14 protein-coding genes are annotated in these 17,240 nt (G+C 60.7%); 4 read left to right on the top strand and 10 right to left on the bottom strand.

Translation table 11 applies throughout. The features are described 5' to 3' along the window. The first annotated feature begins 9 nt into the window (after positions 1 to 9). The 4 genes from QTH86_RS18395 (at position 10) to QTH86_RS18380 (ending at position 7,798) form a co-directional block, all read left to right on the top strand. Complete coding sequence (locus QTH86_RS18395; RefSeq protein ID WP_286647641.1) at positions 10 to 630, top strand: pilus assembly PilX family protein; 621 nt, start codon at positions 10 to 12, stop codon at positions 628 to 630. A 45-nt stretch (positions 631 to 675) separates the two neighbouring features. Beyond that, positions 676 to 5,010 (top strand): PilC/PilY family type IV pilus protein, encoded by a 4,335-nt coding sequence (locus tag QTH86_RS18390; RefSeq protein ID WP_286649389.1) that lies wholly within the window; start codon positions 676 to 678, stop codon positions 5,008 to 5,010. A 175-nt stretch (positions 5,011 to 5,185) separates the two neighbouring features. After that, positions 5,186 to 6,493 (top strand): nucleotide sugar dehydrogenase, encoded by a 1,308-nt coding sequence (locus QTH86_RS18385; protein WP_286647639.1) that lies wholly within the window; start codon positions 5,186 to 5,188, stop codon positions 6,491 to 6,493. A 144-nt stretch (positions 6,494 to 6,637) separates the two neighbouring features. Beyond that, positions 6,638 to 7,798: a glycosyltransferase family 4 protein gene (locus tag QTH86_RS18380; protein ID WP_286647638.1), complete on the top strand. Its 1,161-nt coding sequence runs from the start codon at positions 6,638 to 6,640 to the stop codon at positions 7,796 to 7,798. A gap of 65 nt (positions 7,799 to 7,863) precedes the next feature. Here the strand turns inward: QTH86_RS18380 and QTH86_RS18375 are convergent, their stop codons facing one another. The 10 genes from QTH86_RS18375 to QTH86_RS18330 all read right to left on the bottom strand — a co-directional run bounded on the left by QTH86_RS18375 (position 7,864) and on the right by QTH86_RS18330 (position 17,208). After that, the gene (locus tag QTH86_RS18375) at positions 7,864 to 8,946 is read right to left on the bottom strand and encodes a glycosyltransferase family 4 protein (RefSeq protein ID WP_286647637.1); all 1,083 of its coding nucleotides are present in this window, start codon (positions 8,944 to 8,946) and stop codon (positions 7,864 to 7,866) included. Continuing rightward, a complete protein-coding gene (locus tag QTH86_RS18370) occupies positions 8,943 to 9,941 on the bottom strand; it encodes a hypothetical protein (protein ID WP_286647636.1) in 999 nt (332 codons plus the stop codon). The genes QTH86_RS18375 and QTH86_RS18370 overlap by 4 nt, the downstream gene beginning before the upstream one ends. Beyond that, positions 9,938 to 11,059: a DegT/DnrJ/EryC1/StrS family aminotransferase gene (locus QTH86_RS18365; protein WP_286647635.1), complete on the bottom strand. Its 1,122-nt coding sequence runs from the start codon at positions 11,057 to 11,059 to the stop codon at positions 9,938 to 9,940. Before QTH86_RS18365 ends, QTH86_RS18370 begins: the two co-directional genes overlap by 4 nt. Position 11,060: 1 nt before the next feature. After that, on the bottom strand, positions 11,061 to 12,041 hold the full coding sequence (locus QTH86_RS18360; RefSeq protein ID WP_286647634.1) for an NAD-dependent epimerase/dehydratase family protein: 981 nt from the start codon (positions 12,039 to 12,041) through the stop codon (positions 11,061 to 11,063). Then, positions 12,038 to 12,742, bottom strand: coding sequence for a class I SAM-dependent methyltransferase (locus QTH86_RS18355; RefSeq protein ID WP_286647633.1), 705 nt, complete (start codon positions 12,740 to 12,742; stop codon positions 12,038 to 12,040). The genes QTH86_RS18360 and QTH86_RS18355 overlap by 4 nt, the downstream gene beginning before the upstream one ends. Then, positions 12,739 to 13,545 carry a methyltransferase, TIGR04325 family gene (locus QTH86_RS18350; RefSeq protein WP_286647632.1) on the bottom strand — a complete coding sequence of 269 codons (807 nt, stop codon included), beginning with the start codon at positions 13,543 to 13,545 and terminating at the stop codon, positions 12,739 to 12,741. Before QTH86_RS18350 ends, QTH86_RS18355 begins: the two co-directional genes overlap by 4 nt. A gap of 10 nt (positions 13,546 to 13,555) precedes the next feature. Continuing rightward, a complete protein-coding gene (locus QTH86_RS18345) occupies positions 13,556 to 14,281 on the bottom strand; it encodes a hypothetical protein (protein WP_286649388.1) in 726 nt (241 codons plus the stop codon). After that, complete coding sequence (locus tag QTH86_RS18340) at positions 14,281 to 14,949, bottom strand: class I SAM-dependent methyltransferase (protein WP_286647630.1); 669 nt, start codon at positions 14,947 to 14,949, stop codon at positions 14,281 to 14,283. The genes QTH86_RS18345 and QTH86_RS18340 overlap by 1 nt, the downstream gene beginning before the upstream one ends. Beyond that, on the bottom strand, positions 14,946 to 16,262 hold the full coding sequence (locus tag QTH86_RS18335; protein WP_286647629.1) for a flippase: 1,317 nt from the start codon (positions 16,260 to 16,262) through the stop codon (positions 14,946 to 14,948). Before QTH86_RS18335 ends, QTH86_RS18340 begins: the two co-directional genes overlap by 4 nt. A gap of 94 nt (positions 16,263 to 16,356) precedes the next feature. Next, positions 16,357 to 17,208 (bottom strand): glycosyltransferase family 2 protein, encoded by an 852-nt coding sequence (locus tag QTH86_RS18330; RefSeq protein WP_286647628.1) that lies wholly within the window; start codon positions 17,206 to 17,208, stop codon positions 16,357 to 16,359. Between the last annotated feature and the right edge of the window lie 32 nt (positions 17,209 to 17,240).

The raw sequence follows: 17,240 nt of genomic DNA, 5'->3' as shown, positions 1-17,240 counted from the left end.
CGTCCTGCCATGAACCTCACCGCCATCCGCCCCCTCCCCCGAGCCCGGCGCCGCGAGCGCGGCGCCGCCTTGTTGATTGCCCTGGTGGTGCTCGTCATCCTGTTGGCCAGCGGCGTGGCCGTCATGCGCTCGATGAACAGCTCGCTCACCGGCGCGGGCAACCTCGCCTTCCGCCGCGATCTGGTCAACCAGGCCGAACAAGCCATCGCCAAAGCGGTGAAGGTCAGCTACCCCGTCGCCGCCAGCAAGGACAACAACTACAGCACCGTGCCCCTCGCAGCCAATGCCCAGGGCATTCCCCTCGCGCTGCTCGACGACACGCAATTCGCCGCCGTTGGCAAGACCACGAACGACCTCACCGGCGCCACCAGCGACGTGAAGATCCGTTACGTCGTCGAACGCCTGTGCATCAACGACACACAGACCGCCGACCTGCAGGGCAAGGAAGGCTGCGCCACCCCCCTGAGCAACCCGGCTGGCGGCAGTGCCCAACTGCGCCCCGGCGGCGGTGGCGGTGGCGGCCTGGCCTACGTGACCGAGCCAATCTACCGCGTCAGCGCGCGAGTCCTTGGCCCGCGCAACACGCGGGTGTTCATCCAGAGCACCTTCACCAAGCCAGAAACCGACTGATCGAACCCGCGCCGGACACCCGCCATGACAAGCCGAAACCTCACCTTGAAGCGCGCCATCGCTGTGGCGCTGATGATCACCCTGCCTTGGCAGGGCATGGCCCAGCCCGTCACGCCCCCCGCCGCGCCAGCGGTGCCGCTGGCCAACCAGCCCGTTTTCGCCAGCGCCACCGTGCCCGGCAACCTGGCGCTGAGCTTGTCGGTGGAATGGCCCACAGCCTCCCGCACAGCGCACACCGACAGCTACGTGCCCACCACCCGATTCCTGGGCTACTTCGATCCGGAGAAGTGCTACACCTACCAGTACAACGCCGCGGCCAACGACACGAACACCGGGAACACGAGCTATTTCCAGCCCGTTGGCGCGGCCACCAATCGCACCTGCTCGGGCCAATGGAGTGGCAACTTTCTGAACTGGGCCGCCACGGCCACCATCGACCCCTTCCGCTGGGCCATGACGGGCGGGCGCCGCGTCGTCGACACCCCGACGGAAACCATTCTTGAAAAGGGCTGGCACTCGGGGCAAGGTCTGTTCGGCGACCGGTCCCTTCCTTCGGCCTATATCGCCGGGGCAACACCGTTCCCTGCCAGCGCAACGAACTTCCGCATCCGGGTCAATGGCATGGGTTTTCGCATGCGCATTTCGCTGCAACCCCAGCGGCTGTTCACGGTCAAGTATTGGAATAACACCAACCTCAGCGGCAACGCGGGCCTGACCGGTGCTCCCTATACGGACAACAATGTTGCCGCAAATCAGAACTGGGGCGGAAGCCCCAGAACAAACATCAACGCAGACAACTTCTCAACGCAGTTCACGGGAACCTTCGTCGCGCCGGCGGCGGGAAACTACAAGTTCAAGCTCCAGCACGATGATGGCGCGCGGCTTTATGTGGACACCACCGGCAGCAGCAACTTCACCACCGCCAACCGGCGGATCAACAACGTCAACTGGACCACCGCAGCCACCGCAGATGTCACAAGCGACATCTTTCTTACAGCGGGGCAGTCGTTTTCGGTCCGGATCGACCAGTGGGACAACACCGGCGATGGCAACGTCGTCTTGTCATGGCTACTCCCGGGCGCCACCGCCTACACAAGCTTTTCGGAGGCATTGGACGACGGCGCTGCATTCAGCACCGTGGCGGCCATGACTGCCGCCAACGCCGCTTACGACCTCACGATGCGCACGAAGGTCTGCGACCCTTCCGCAGCAGGCGGCGTGGAGACCAACTGCAAACAGTACAGCGAAGGCTGGAAGCCCGAAGGATTGGTGCAGAAGTATGCGAACGACATCCGCTTCAGCGCCTTCGGTTACCTGAACGACAGCAATGAGCTGCGCGATGGCGGCGTGATGCGTGCTCGCCAGAAATTCGTAGGCCCCAAAAAACCGGTGCCGGGCCAAGCCGCAGCCACCAACACCGCTGCCGAATGGAACGCCACCACCGGGGTTTTCATCCGAAACCCGGATAGCGCCGACGCCGCCAGCACCGGCGTCAACGACAGCGGCGTGATGAACTACCTCAACAAGTTCGGGCAGCTCTCGCCCGGCAGCTACAAGAGCTTTGACCCCGTCAACGAGCTGTACTATGCCGCGCTGCGCTACTTCAGCAATAAGGGCAACGTGACTTCATGGTCGGACATATCGGGCGGCAACGCAGCACAACAGGCCCAGTGGAAGGATGGCTTCCCCGTCATCGGCACGTGGGATGACCCGATCCTGTATTCCTGCCAGCGCAACTTTGTGCTGGGCATCGGCGACATCTACACGCACCGCGACAAGAACGTTCCTAGCAACACGCTCACAGCAAACGAGCCCGCCATGCCTCCGGAGGTGACCGCCGACACGTTGTTCAACGCGGTCAGATCGACCAACAATGCAAAGGCGCTCCAGGGCATGGGAGCGAATCAGGCGACTGTCCTCACGGGATCAACCCAGTCGACCGACTACATGGCAGGCCTGGCCTTCGAAGCCAACACCAAGGATTTGCGCTCCGACCTCGCCGGCGCGCAGACTGTGCAGACCTACTGGGTGGACGTGCTGGAACAACCCTTCTCGCGCAACAACAAGTTCTATCTGGCGGCCAAGTTCGGCGGACTCAAGCAAAGCAAGCTCAAGGAGGCGGGACTCATCGACGCGACCGGCGCGATCAACTTCGACGCGTACACCTACGCCGCCACCATTCCACTGGACTGGTGGTCCACCAATGGCGAAACCCTGACCGACACACGCAACAACTCGACCTGGGCACGCCCCGACAACTATTTCGCCGCCGGCAAGCCCGACACCATGGTTTCGGGCCTGACCAAAGCCTTCGCCGACATCGCCAGCAATATCAAGAACTACACCACCTCGCTTTCGCTTTCCACCGCGCAGCCTTCGGTAACGGGCGAAGTCTCCTACGCCGCGCAATACGACTCTTCCAACTGGAGCGGTGTGGTGAGCGCGCGCGGCATCACCTTCAACACGGAGGGCGTACCCACCGTGGCCAGCACGCCGAGCTGGACGACCCGCACGACGTTAGAAAACCAGCTGGGCACTTCCGCCACCGCCACCGGATGGGACGTCAGCCGCCGAGTGGCAACCTGGAATCCCGAGGCCAACAGCGGAGCCGGCGGCGGCGTGCCGTTTCGGCTCGCCAGCCTCAGCGACGCGCAAAAGGCCGCCTTGGACACCACCTACGTCAGCGGCGACGACAGCGCGAGCTATCTGAAATGGGTGCGCGGCGACGTCAGCCTGGAAGGCGGCGGCTACCGCGCGCGCTCCACAACGGGAACCACAGGCCTGGAGCGCAATCGCCTGGGCGACATCGTTAACTCCCGCGTCACGACTGTGGGCGCGCCCAGCGCCCGTCTTGCGGACACCAGCAACCCCGGCTACAGCGCCTTCAAAGAGGCGAACCAGAACCGGCCATTGACGCTGTACGTGGGTGCCAACGACGGCATGCTGCACGCTTTCCGAGGCGGCACCGGCACTGGCGCGGGTCAGGAACTGTTCGCCTACGTGCCGAGCGTGTTGTTCAACAAGGATCCGAGCGACGCCGCGGCCACGGACGGCCTGCTGGCCCAGCTCGGTCGACCGCAGTACGCCCACCGCAACTATGTGGATGCAACGGCGGTGGCATTCGACATCGACCTGGCACGCGCCGGCCGCACGCCCCAGACCAGCGACACCGCCACCAACCCCGCGCCTAACTGGCGCTCGGTGCTGATCGGCGGGCTGGGCAAGGGTGGGCGTACTTACTACGCCCTGGACATCACCGACCCCACGGCCATGAGCGCCAGCGAAACCGGCACCACAGGCCTGGCCAGCAAGGTGCTGTGGGAATTCCCCAAGCGCAGTCAACTGCCCGTGGCAGCCGGCGGCACCTGCACCACCGGCTGCGTGGACATGGGCTACACCTTCGGCAATCCGGTGGTGGTCAAGACGAAGAAGTACGGCTGGGTTGCCGTCTTTGGCTCCGGCTACAACAACACGGACGGAAAAGGCCATCTTTTCATCGTCAATCCCGCCAATGGCAATCTGCTGGAACAGATGAGCACCGGCCTCGTGGACTCCAACGGCATGGCGCATCCGGCAGCCTACGTGTCGGACTACACAGACTTCACAGCCGACGCCGTCTACGTCGGCGACCTGAACGGGCAGCTCTGGCGCTTCAACATCAACGGGACCGGTAGCTACCCCGCTCCGACCAAGATCGCGCAACTGGCAGACGGCGACGGTGTCGCTCAGCCCATCACCACGCAGCCGCTGGTCCAGGTCCACCCCAAGCAGCGCGAGCGCTACGTGCTGGTGGGCACCGGCCGGCTGCTGGACAGCACAGACACCGCCAGCGGCCAGATGCAGAGCTTCTACGGCATCGCCGATGGCGGCATGGGCTTGGGCGCCTTTGCTGCGCAGGCCGCAGATGGCGAGGATTTCCCCGCCACGCGCGCCCGAATGGCCAACGTGACGCCACCGGACGACGACTCCGCCATTCCTGCCGTCACCGGCACGGCAGGCTGGTACATCAACCTGGGCGTCGACGGCACGGGTGGGAACGCTGTGAACTGGCGCGTGATCAGTGCGTCCACGGCCTACAGCAGCACCGTGGCCTTTTCGAGCACCCTGCCCACGGGGGATGCCTGCAATCCCTCAGGGAAGAGCCGTGTCTACGCCGTGAACTTCGGCTCCGGCCAGACCATGCTGAAGAGTGCCGATGGGAACAATTTGAACTATCTCAGCGCGGAGGGCGTCGTGACCGACCTGAATTTCGTCCGCGTGGGCGGCAAGACCCGGTTGATATTCGGAACCAGCAAGGGAGAAGCCGGGAAGGCGCCGGGCGACTTCGACGAGCGAGTGCTCCGAAAGCTGCTGAACTGGCGTGAAATGTCGCTGGAGTAGGGACTGCGGCAGGGGCGCGCGGCGCCCTCAAAACTCATAGCAAAAGGTTGCCCATTCATTGCCCTGCCCCTGAGACCCTAAATGCTGCGACCCTGTCGAAGAACAGCTGATGTAGGGCGAGATGAAAAGCGATGGATTGAAGTCCGGGGGATAGCACACGCGTACCATCACCGCCATGCACTCGCTCCAAACACTGCGCCGCCGCATTGAAACCAAAACTGCCACGGTCGGCATTTACGGACTGGGCTATGTGGGCCTGCCACTGGCATTGCGCTTTTGTGAAGTCGGCATCAAGGTCATCGGCTTTGATGTGGATGCACGCAAGGTGGAAAAACTCAACAGCGGCCAAAGCTACATCGAGCGCATCGCGGCGAATGCGATTGCCCGTGCTCGCATGCAAGGACTGGAAGCGAGCACAGATTTTTCGCGCACGTCCGAAGTCGACGCCCTCATCATCTGCGTTCCCACGCCGCTCAATCGCTACCGCGAGCCAGATCTGAGCTTCATCACAGACACAGTCGATGCCATGCTGCCCCACCTGCGCGAAGGGCAACTCATGAGCCTGGAGAGCACTACTTGGCCGGGCACCACCGAAGAAGTACTTGCCCCTCGCGTACGCTCGCTCGGCCTGATGCCCGGAAACAACTTCGCCCTGGTCTTTTCTCCCGAGCGCGAAGATCCGGGCAATCCTGACTTCGGTACCAAGAGTATTCCCAAGGTCATCGGAGGCATGACTCCCAGTTGTTTATCACTAGGCATTGCACTGTACGGGCACGCCATCCAAACCATGGTGCCAGTCAGCAGCACCAAGGCCGCTGAAATGACCAAGCTGCTGGAAAACATACATCGTGCCGTCAACATCGGCTTGGTCAACGAGATGAAGATCGTGGCCGACAAGATGGGCATTGATATTCACGAAGTGATCGACGCTGCCGCCACCAAGCCATTCGGTTTCGTGCCCTACAAGCCCGGCCCCGGTCTGGGCGGGCACTGCATCCCCATTGACCCGTTCTACCTAACCTGGAAAGCGCGCGAGTACGGCGTGAATACCCGCTTCATTGAGCTTGCGGGGGAAATCAACCACTACATGCCGCATTGGGTAGTGACCAAGGTTGTTGATGCACTCAATGAGCGCGGCAAGGCGACCAAGGGAAGCCGCATCCTGGTGCTGGGATTGGCCTACAAGAAGAACATCGACGATACCCGGGAGTCACCAGCAGTCGAGATCATGGATCTGCTGCAAGCCAAGGGCGCGCTCATCGACTACAGCGATCCACATGTGCCGGTGTTTCCGCCCAAGCGGGACTATCACTTCGATCTGGAATCGATTCCTCTGAATGCTACGACGATTGGCGACTATGACTGCTTGGTACTGGCGACCGACCATGATGCATTCGACTACGCGCTGCTGCAAAAGCATGGGCAATTGATTGTGGACACACGCGGGCGATTGGCCAACGGTTCCCACATCGTTGCAGCCTGAATCGTCCCTGTGTCATCGGCGCGGAATAGCCCACCAAACTTGGGCGTAGGGCCCCTGGCGCCACAATGCTCGGACGGCATGGCAGCATGTGACATGCATATTTCGCGACGACCGCTGCGGGGCACTTAGTAGCAGACCAATCGTATGGCAGCACCCTTCCAACCGTCCCGCGTCCTGCTTGTCACCCGCAATCTGCCGCCCTTGGTTGGCGGCATGGAGCAGCTGAATTGGCACATGGCCGATGAACTCGCGCGTTACGCCGAGGTGCGTGTGATCGGCCCCTCTGGTAGCGCCGCACAAGGGCCTGAGAATGTGCAGATCAAGGAGGTGCCATTACGCCCTCTATGGAGGTTTTTGCTGGCATCCACGCGTGCAGCTGTTGTACAGGCACGCAGTTTCAAGCCAGACATCCTGCTGGCGGGCAGCGGCCTTACCGCGCCCGCCGCCCTGCTGGCTGCGCGTGCCGTCGGGGCACGTGCGTGCGTGTACCTGCACGGACTGGATGCCGCAGTACAGCACCCTGTCTACCGTGCCCTATGGCATCCGGCTATTCGGCAAATGGATGTGGTGATTGCCAATAGCCAACCTACTGCTGAATTGGCCCGTGCCATCGGTGTGCGGAGCGACAATATCCGCGTCGTCCATCCAGGTGTAGAACTGCCCATAGCGTCGCGGTCACCGGAGGCGCTACACGCTTTCCGCCGTCGCCATGACTTGTGCGACGCACGCCTGCTGCTTTCTATCGGGCGTTTGACCACACGCAAGGGCTTGCGCGAATTCGTGCAACACGCCCTTCCTTCCATTGTGCGAGCTTCACCGAACACGATCCTTGTTGTCGTGGGCGATGCCCCCGCAGATTCATTGCACGCCACCGGCCAATCGCAGACCAGTATTCAGGCCGTTGCCGATGCTGCGGGCATAGGCCAGCATCTGCGTTTTCTGGGTTTTGTGACCGATCCAGCGGAACTTGCCTGCGCCTACGAAGCCGCCTATGTACACGTTTTCCCCGTACGCCAGATAGCGGGCGACCCGGAGGGCTTTGGCATGGTCGCTATCGAAGCCGCTGCCCACGGTCTGCCCACCGTGGCCTTTGCCACCGGAGGAATCGTCGATGCGGTGGGGCCAATGCAATCCGGCCTGCTTGTTGCCCCTGGCGACTATCCCTCGTTGGCGCGAGCCACCCTGCAGGTGCTGGCAGATGACCGCACCGCATGGCGGCGGAATTCGACAGACTTCGCCCGGCCCTTTGCTTGGCCCGCATTCGGTGAAAATTTGCGCTCCGCATTGAAGCAACGCACCCTTTGATGCATTGATAAGAGCCGTCTTTCACTGCTGCTTGACTGTGAGAAACGATCTAGCCATCTATCTACTCATGCTGGACTGACTGCACGGAGTGCAGCATCGAAATGGCGCGCACTGTCTTCCCAGGTGTGTTGTCTGCCATAGAAATGGCGGCCCATGCCAAGCAAACCGAACATTCGCTCAGCTAACGCGGCAGCATCGCCAATCCGAACGAGAAAACGGGCGTCCTCTTGAAGCATCCAGCGCACCGGGGCCGTTGCCGTTGCAACCACCGGGACTCGACAAGCCATCGCTTCGCACATTTTTGCAGGATAGCTGTAGCGGCCAAACGCCGTGTCTGCGGTAATCACGCAGGCCACATCGAGTGCGGATAGCGCGACCGGCAAGAGAGCATCGTCGATGTAGCCAAGTGCGTGCACGCCGGGCAGGGCAGCCACATGTGCAGGCGGGCGGCCCGAGAGCACCAAGCAGGCATTTGGCAATAGCTGACGCAGTTGAAAGAATGCAGCGAGCAGTGAATCCAGCCCGCGCGAGTTTGTCCAACTGCCAAAGTAGCCGACCAGAGGCGCTGCCGGCGGCAAGCCGAGAGATGCACGCGCAACCTCCCTGTTGTGCGCCGTGAACATAGGATCGGCTGCCATCGGCACGATATCGACTACGCGCTGTGCCTCGGTCCGCGAGCGCTGCATGAACGCAGCCAATTGCGGCCCCGCTGCGGCTAGAACATCCGCGGCGCGCAATGCACGGCGCCATGCGGCATGTAGCGGGAAGTTCCAAGACATGTATGACTCATAGTTGTCGTATGCATCAATTGCGAGCGCTGCGTTGACGCGCTTGGCGAGCCGGTGAGCAAGCCATCCGTACCAGGCATCCGAGCATCCGACGACCCAGTCGGGACGCCAGGCAAGTGCCTGCGATTCCAACGAGTCGAGCGTTCGTTTCAGTCCGTCGTTCCTTGGGTTGAAGGCCGTGATGCGAATCCCGTCACGTTCAATGCTTGTCGCAGCCGTACCGCGATGGCTGACCAGCAGCATGTGCACTTCATGGCCAGAGCGGGCCAATTCAGTCGGCAAAAAATGAAAGCGCCCATAGGGGCGCGTGATGAGATCGCGCTGCTGCGGCTCTCGCTTTGCAACGAACAACAATCTCATCGTGCGGGCATATCGACGAGAGTGCCGGTCGCGCGTGCTCGCAGCATTCGCCATGCACGCGATGCCTGCAAACGCCACTGGCCAAGTCCGGCACGGCGCAGATCTTTGGCGCCTACTGCAGCTGGCAGACGGGCAGCAACGAACGCTTCGGCCTCGCGCAATATGCGCAAATAAGGTTCGAAGACACCGTGGCGCAGCGCCGGCGTCATGCGCGCGCCATAACTAGCAAGATTGCTGTCATAGGTGCCTGGCGCGACGCGCCGCAGCCCCTGAAAGTGGAAGAACACGAGCGGTTGCCCGTCGACACACACGCGGGTGGAATCGTAGGTTACCTTGTACCGGGCGACATTCCACGGTGCGAGGTTCGCGCCGAGGTTCCCGATCGAGCGCACACCTGCAAAGCGCTCTTCGAAGTAGTCGAGATATTTCTGATCCGCATAACGAGTTGCCTCGGCGCGGTCGTAACACCAATCGATACACATTGCGCGCCACCACTCGAGGCAGGCACGCCCCTCGGCGTTGTTGCGAAACGTCAGCCAGCCCACGTTGTAGTGACCAAACTTTGCGTGCGAAAGCGCTGCAGAGCCCGCAAAGCGATGTGGAACGATGGCAACGCTTCCTTCGCCAAGCTCATCAAACACCTGCTCCGGACTGGAAAAAAAACACAAGTCCGAATCAAGGTAAGTGACCTCGCCTACCTCCTCGACCTCCATGAGGTAGCGCGGCAGGCACGGTGAACACGTGAAGTAGTACTCCACGCGTGATCGCGTGTTCTCGACGGCCTTGAGTTGCGAGTCGAAAGCTTCAAGCTGAGGGAGGCGCAGGACGCGCAGCGACTCCAGATCCGCCATGTCCAGAAACGCCGCCGCCGCCTCGTCGAGTGCCAGCACCCACAATGTGAATTTTCCGCTCACGCGCTTCAGCGACGTGTGCAGCGCCAGCCCCAAAGGCAGGTAGCGATGGTCGAAGTACGTGCAATAGTGTCGATGCGTCATCGGCGCGGCATTCTCCAGGCGTTTACCGTCTCGACGACGCGACGCGCGTCATCGAGAGGCAGCTGGGGATACATCGGCAGGCTCAACACGCGCGAGGTCCAGCGTTCGGTGTTGGGCAGTGGCACTGGCGCGTAGTCAGCGGACGCATACGCAGGCTGCATATGAATCGCGGCTGGGTAGTGCACGAGTGAACCGATCTCATGCGATGCCAAGTGCGCCTGCAGCGCGTCGCGCGCCTCCGAAAGCACAACGAACTGGTGATAGACATGCCCGGTGTCATCGCCGCGAAAGACCTGTATCTCGGCATGTCGAAGCCCTTCGCGATACACCTGCGCGATCCGGTGCCGAGCTGCATTGTCTTCATGCAGGCGAGCCAGCTTCACCTGAAGAACTGCCGCCTGCAGCTCATCGAGCCGGCTGTTGCCACCTTCGATGTCGCTGATGTAGCGTGTTTTCCAGCCATATTCCCGCAACAGGCGTGCGCGTTCACGCAATTCCGCGTCATCGGTCACCAGCGCGCCGCCGTCGCCGATCGCACCGAGATTCTTGGTCGGATAGAAGCTGAAGCTGCCGAACGCACCGAAGGAACCTGCCGCGCGCCCGCTCCACTGCGCACCATGCGCCTGCGCACAGTCCTCCACAACCGGCACGCCATGCCGACGGGCGGTGGCCATGATCGCATCCATGTCCACGCAACGTCCATAGAGATGCACAGGCACTAGGGCGCGGATACGTTGTCCATGCGAGGCAAACAATGCGTCGATGCCCGCCGGGTCGACAAGCCCATGCTCCGGATCGATGTCGGCGAATAGGGGTGACGCACCGGCTTTGCGGATGGCCACCGCCGTTGCTACTGCACTCATGGAACTTGTCACCACAAAATCGCCAGCACCGACACCGAGTGCGCGCAACGCGAGCTCGAGGGCGTCTGTGCCATTGGCCACGCCCAGACCGTGCGCAACGCCGATCCACCGCGCAAAGCTTGCTTCGAAACCCGCAACGCGGGGGCCGAGCACATAACGTCCGGCCTCCAGCGTGTCGCGGATCGCCGCATCAATGTCGGCCGCCTGGGCTTGATACGCAGCGAGCGGGCTGCATTGGGGAATGGGGCGCCTCATGTCAGATGTAATCGGCGAGATTCGCGCGGTAGTAGTCGAGCGTATCGCGCAGACCTTCGGCCAAGCGAACTCGCGGGCTCCATCCGAGCGCGGCGAAGCTGGAGAAATCGGCGTAATAGTCGCCAATGTCGATGCGCTTGCGTTCTTCCGGGAAGGCGTGGATTTCGTAAGCACCACTGCCATTGGCCTTGATAAGGCGGTCGGCCAGCGAACGCAACGAAATAATGTCGCTGTCGCCGAGATTGAACACTTTGCCGGCCGCACGCTCGTCAACAGCCGCGAGCAGCATTGCGTCGACAACATCATCGACGTGGTTGAAGTCTCGCAACTGTTCGCCCCCCCACACCGAAAACGGATGGCCTTCAAGCACGTGCTTGATCCAGATGCCAAGAAAGGTCTGACGTGCGTCTTTGATGCGCATGCCGCGTCCGTATGTATTGCTCAGGCGCAGTGCACATGCACGAATTCCATACACATTGTTATAGAGGATGTGGTACCACTCACCCGCCATCTTGTTGATGCCGTTCACATCGGTCGGTCGAACCGGATGCTTCTCATCGACGGGAAGGTAGTCTGGACGGCCGTAGATCTGTCGTGTGCTTGCAAACACGATGCGAATGCCAGGGTTGATGGAACGGCATGCTTCAAGAATCGCAAGCTGTGAAGTGGCGTTAATGTCCAAGTCGGTGAACGGGTCGTTCATCGAATCCTGGTGGCTGGTCTGGCCCGCGAGATTGAACAGCACTTGCTGACCCTGAACGAGAGCGCGAAAGCCGTGGCGATCGCGCACGTCTGACAAGTTCACTGACACGCGGTCGCGGATATCGGCGATGTTCCGCACATTGCCGCCGTACTCCGGGATCAGACTGTCGACCAAGGTGACTTGGGCGCCCGAGCCAACAAGCCTGCGCGCAAGGTTTGAGCCGATGAAGCCGAGACCGCCGGTAATCAGCACGCGTGTGTTCAACCAGGCTTCATTCATCTTTGCGCAAGCTCCCCCGGTAGTCGGGTCATGGTTACCACGTTGTCAAGGTAGAGATCGGGGCTGGCCGGGAGCAGTTTTGCAAGCACCAGTCCAGCAACATTCACAGGCACACTTATCGCGGCCAAAAATACCTTGCCTGCCAGCGAATGTCGCCCACTGCGATGGACGACCTTGAACCAATACGCCAGCCAGAGCTGTGCGAACAGGCTCGCATCCCCCAGCGTGCGCCGGGCCTCGGCAACCTCGAACCCGCACCTCGCCGCCAAGTGCCTGAGCCCGAACGACGAATACCGTGCAAAGTCATAAGGTTGCTCATGCTCGTCCCACACGAAGGGAACCGTCACCATGAGCCGCCCCCCGGTCCGGAGCACGCGATGCAGTTCTGATAAAAAATCTATAGGCTCGAACACGTGTTCAAGCACTTGGTTGCAAAGAACGTTGTCGACGCTTCCATCCGCGAGTGGAAGGTTTCGACCATCGTATAGCACGTCGGCGCCGCCCTTGGCGCTGCCGAACTTCGAGCCGCTGGCGACTTCGATACCGACATAGCGGGCGTGTGCGAACAGTTCGCGATACGGTGCTGTTCCGCAGCCCACGTCGATGACAGTGCCTACAGAATCTTTGGCCATTCTGGCGATCTCCGCCCGCAGGGCACGGTGTGCAAGGAAGAATGGACTTGCGAGCGATCTGATGCTCATACGCGGCGAAGCCAGATGGAGCCATGGTAAGAAGCACGGACTCCCGGGACTTCGAACGGTCGGTCGGCTGCATCGAATTCGGTGAGTAGCGTGTAGTTTTTAGACAGGGCGGCGTGCACCCTGCTGCGCGATAGCACCCACAGCGGGTAGCTTGCCTTACCAAGGCGCCGCGGCACGAATTGGGTGACCACTGTCTCTTCTTCTCCGTAGGCCGTGCGATCGAGAACGATCACACGCGGGGCGAGGTCGATCAGCTGCTGCAATATCCGGTACGGCTCGGGAAGATATTGCAGCACGCTTGAGGCAAGCACAGCGTTAGGAGGCGACGCGACACCAGCGATCTCTGCGTGGAAAGACACCGACATATTCGCACTAAAAAGTGCATTACCCTCAGAAACGAATTTTCCTTGCTCTACCACGGCCCAGCGTACTTCGGGCAGGGGCGTCAGCAGCGGACGCCAGCGTAGGTAGTGAGACGCAAGGCCGCCGCCGAAATCGAGCACCGACAGACGCCCACCCTCAAGTGCGGCGGCAATCAACAATCCTCCGAGCGCATGCGTGGGTGGTGGTTCGGCGTGAAATACGATGCCGTCTTGCTCGAAGCGAGCTGAACCTGCGAGCACTTGGCGCGTCGCCCGTGACACCCGCTCCAGGATTGCCCCGTTATCGTAGCCCTTGGTCGAAGCGGATGCCGCCACCCAATTGCTGAAAGGACCGCGGAAGACAATTGCCGCGCCCAAAAAGCGATTCGCCGCTTGGCGAATCGCGGGTGGAAGCCATCGTGCTGCGAAGTTGTTGGGCACAACAGATCCTCTAGCCAATCAGGTCTGCCAGCTGCTCAGATCGTGCGGGAGACGCGTTGCCATTCAGATACGCATCAAACACGATTAAGGCATCCTCTTGCGTCATTTCGCCCGCTCGTACCAATGGCCATTCGTCGACCTTCTGGCGTATGACGGCCGTGCTGAGCGGCAGCTTGATGACGACCTCTGTGCTTCCGAGTGCTGCGAGCGCGCTTATGCGGTGGTTGCCATCTGCCATGAGGTAGGCTGAGCGGTCTCCTCGCAGTTCACGGCCCCAGATATAGCCATAGCGTTGCGGCACGTAGCCTTTCTCGGCGATAGACGCGAAGGCGCCCTCATGCCATGCGAACTCCTTTTGCATGAGGCTCATCGGTATCCCCTCATCAGAGAAGTGCGTCATAACGTCTACGACTGAACGAGCACTGCTCAACCAACCGGACGACCTGCGAACCTGCTCGGATGTGCGCCAAGGCAGAAACCAGAGGGGATAGGGCTTTGACAGTACAACGCCAAGCGCTTCCCCCAAGTTTCGTGGTCGATAGCCTCGAACATACGTGACAAAGCGCTCACGCGCAGCTTGCTGGGGTAGGCCTTCGGCCAGATCCTTGGCGTATTGCTCATAGGGATTCGTTTCGTCGCGTCCATACCGGTATGCACAAAAATGCACGCAATCGGCGATAGCGACGGTGCGCTTCCGCGCGAAGGCCAGTGCAAGCCTGCCAACAAGGACACTCATCAACGCAACATCCAGACTAAGGCCATGACCCGCGTGCCCTCGTAGTCGCCGAGAAAGCTCCGAGTAGCGGGGGCCCCAAGGCCCGCGCTGTGGGCCGCTTGCTCGATGGCTTCCCGGGAGTGCGTGTACGCCCGGATATGGCTCCACGGCGTAAGTTGTCGCTTGTCGGAGAAGACGAGTTTCAGACGTCTCGCCCATCGCTTCGCTTTGGCGATCAACCGCAACAGCGAAGGCGCGCGCTCATAGGTCTGGATGCATAAGGTCCCTTGGCATACGCGCGCGAGTTCCGTCAACGCAGGCACGACCGTGTCAGGTGGCAGGAGGTGAAACAGACGCCAAGAGACCACGAAGTCGAACTGCTTGTCGGCAAACGGCAGCGAGGTAACGCTGCTCTGACGCAGAGCCACATTCGACAACCCTAAGCTCGTAGCGCGCTTGCTTGCCTCATCGAGCATTGAAGTCGACAGATCGATGCCCGTTACAGCTCTGCCTTCATACAGGTCAAGAAAGCGCCCGGTGCCCACGGGCGCGTCGAGAACCGTGTCCGCAACGGATCGGGCCAAGAGCGCGCGGACAAATGCATTCTCCAGATGCCATAGCGGTTCGACTGCGCGATCGGCTTCATAGGTGGCGGCCTCGGACGACGAATAAGCGCCGTGTTCTTTCATTCCTTGGTACTCCGTGCAATACGATGCGGAGAAGGGATCCCCATGATCGCGCGTAACTGCATTTTGAAAAGCGGACGGGTTGTAGGTGACAGAGCGCCGAAAAAAATCGCGGAGCTCGAGTACGCCACGAGCGTCGCCCAAGCCGCGCCCACTGGGCCCAGCCGCGGTATGAGCACGAGGTTGACACCGATGTTAACGATCGCGGCGACGGCGGTTTTAAGCAGATAGAGCCGGCGCAGGTCGTGGTTAATGTAGTACGCATCGCTGACCGCGCTGACGAATACCGCCCACGTCGACCAGATATGAATTTGCAGGACTGGACTTGCCATTGCATAGGTTGACCCGAAGAGGCGAGGCAGCACGAGCGGCGCGAGAAAGGTAACGGCCAATGCGATGCCGAGCCCAATTGCGGACAAGATCCGAAGGACGCGGTGCAACTCATGGGCAAACGCGGCTTGGTCGTGCATGAAGAGTTGTGCAAGGCGTGGGCCTGCCGCTGCCATCACCGCCATCGGGAAGAGATAAAAGCCTTCGGACAGCAGCGTGCCAGCTGTATACAGGCCGGCGGCCTCGTAGCCAAGCATGCGGCCGAGCATGAAGACATCGATCCGGCTGTACATCGCAACGGTGAATGCGGAAAGAAGCATAGGCATGGCCAATCTGGCAAGTGCCGCGATTTGTTTGAAATCGGGCTTGTCCACGGAACTCCAGCCGATCGCGAATTGGCGATGGGATGCACGCCAAAGAAGCACGAGGCACAACAGTGATTCAAGGACGGTTGCGACGGCGAGATATACCAACGGCGAGGGAAGCAGCAGCGCTACAACGCGAAGCCCTGCTGCGAACCCATAGGCCAATATCTTGGTTTTGGCAACCTCAGCGAACTCGCGGTTCGCAAGCAACAGACTTTCTATAACCCAGCCGGCCTGCAGCAATCCAGACAGCGACAAAATGCAAACAATTAAGACGGCGCTCTGTGTTTCGGTCGGCGCGAACAGCATCGCCGCGCCAATCGAGCCGAGGGCTGCGCACACTGCGCCGCCCGAGCGCAGGTACAAACTTCCATTCAAAATGGGTACAACTCGCTTCGGATCCCGTACGAGTTCGCGAATTACCAGCGACTCAAGGCCCGCTTGCCCAAGGAATGCGAACAGGGCAATGGTCGCAAGTGCGTAGCTGTAAAGGCCGAAGTCCACTGGGCCGAGCGTTCGCGCGATCAAAATGCTTAGCGCAAAACCAAGACCTGCACGCAAGCCGCGCTCGGCGAGCTGCCAAAGCGTGTCCGTCCGCATTCCATTCCAAAAATTTGGCATTGCGCCTACCTTTTTTGGCATCCCCGGACCAATCGGGGAAGATCTACTGGAATATTCACGTGGAGAGAATCTGCGTCGTTTTCCGCGCGTCCAATCAGCTATCCCCCTTGTACATGAGTGCCGTGATCTGCTCCGAGATCAGTCCCATCAGAAACACCATGACGCTGCCGCTGTACAGTAAGGCGCTCATATTGGTGAATCGGCCCTCATGCCACCATGTCCAGCCGTACCATGTGGAAGCGAGGCCAAACATGGTGAAGGCAATCGGCGCGAAGATCTTCAAGGGCGAATACAACGTGCCGATCTTGAAGATGATGAGCAAGAAGCGGGCGCCGTCGCGCAGCAGCCGTATATGGCTTTTGCCGAGCCGCTTTGCCGCGTGAATGGGAATGTAGCCAACTGAATAGCCCGCACGAAAGAAGGCCATGGTGGAGGTGGTGGGGTACGAGAATCCGTTAGGCAGAAGATAGAGAAACTCGCGGAATTTTTCTGCCCGCACAGCACGGTAGCCAGAGGTCAAATCCTGGACGGCGTGTCCCGTCATCCAACTGGCGAGACGGTTGTAAAGCCCGTTGGCCAATCCGCGCCCCATGCTTGCTTGCGAGCCCTTTTGCCGAGCACCGACGACCATATCGTGACCGTTTTTCAGCTCCCGCAGGAGGCGAGGAATGTCCGCTGGGTCGTGCTGCCCATCGGCATCCATAAACACGATGCAGTCCCCTGTCGCCAAACGCGCGCCTGTCTTGATTGCAGCTCCGTTGCCTTTGCTGTACGGGTGCTTGATGACATTAGCACCAGCCATCTGGGCCTGCATGGCAGTACCGTCGGTTGATCCATCATCAATGACCAGAATTTCCGCATCTGGCAGTACCGCTCGCACGCGAGCTACCGTCGAGCCGACCGCAGACGACTCATTTTTAGCAGGAAGGACGACAGAGAATTTCATACGAAATTCCATTTTTTAAGCAAGATCTAGTG

The sequence above is a fragment of the Variovorax sp. J2L1-78 genome, assembly GCF_030317205.1.
Lineage (GTDB): Bacteria > Pseudomonadota > Gammaproteobacteria > Burkholderiales > Burkholderiaceae_C > Variovorax > Variovorax arabinosiphilus.
This window is presented reverse-complemented; position numbering and strand designations above follow the sequence as displayed.

What these genes read in the sequence shown, in the direction of transcription:
- QTH86_RS18395 (WP_286647641.1), top strand. Translation starts at nt 10, where the DNA reads ATGAACCTCACCGCCATCCGCCCCCTCCCCCGAGCCCGGCGCCGCGAG.
- QTH86_RS18385 (WP_286647639.1), top strand. Translation starts at nt 5,186, where the DNA reads ATGCACTCGCTCCAAACACTGCGCCGCCGCATTGAAACCAAAACTGCC.
- QTH86_RS18380 (WP_286647638.1), top strand. Translation starts at nt 6,638, where the DNA reads ATGGCAGCACCCTTCCAACCGTCCCGCGTCCTGCTTGTCACCCGCAAT.
- QTH86_RS18375 (WP_286647637.1), bottom strand. Translation starts at nt 8,946, where the DNA reads ATGAGATTGTTGTTCGTTGCAAAGCGAGAGCCGCAGCAGCGCGATCTC.
- QTH86_RS18370 (WP_286647636.1), bottom strand. Translation starts at nt 9,941, where the DNA reads ATGACGCATCGACACTATTGCACGTACTTCGACCATCGCTACCTGCCT.
- QTH86_RS18365 (WP_286647635.1), bottom strand. Translation starts at nt 11,059, where the DNA reads ATGAGGCGCCCCATTCCCCAATGCAGCCCGCTCGCTGCGTATCAAGCC.
- QTH86_RS18360 (WP_286647634.1), bottom strand. Translation starts at nt 12,041, where the DNA reads ATGAATGAAGCCTGGTTGAACACACGCGTGCTGATTACCGGCGGTCTC.
- QTH86_RS18355 (WP_286647633.1), bottom strand. Translation starts at nt 12,742, where the DNA reads ATGAGCATCAGATCGCTCGCAAGTCCATTCTTCCTTGCACACCGTGCC.
- QTH86_RS18345 (WP_286649388.1), bottom strand. Translation starts at nt 14,281, where the DNA reads ATGAGTGTCCTTGTTGGCAGGCTTGCACTGGCCTTCGCGCGGAAGCGC.
- QTH86_RS18340 (WP_286647630.1), bottom strand. Translation starts at nt 14,949, where the DNA reads ATGAAAGAACACGGCGCTTATTCGTCGTCCGAGGCCGCCACCTATGAA.
- QTH86_RS18335 (WP_286647629.1), bottom strand. Translation starts at nt 16,262, where the DNA reads ATGCCAAATTTTTGGAATGGAATGCGGACGGACACGCTTTGGCAGCTC.
- QTH86_RS18330 (WP_286647628.1), bottom strand. Translation starts at nt 17,208, where the DNA reads ATGAAATTCTCTGTCGTCCTTCCTGCTAAAAATGAGTCGTCTGCGGTC.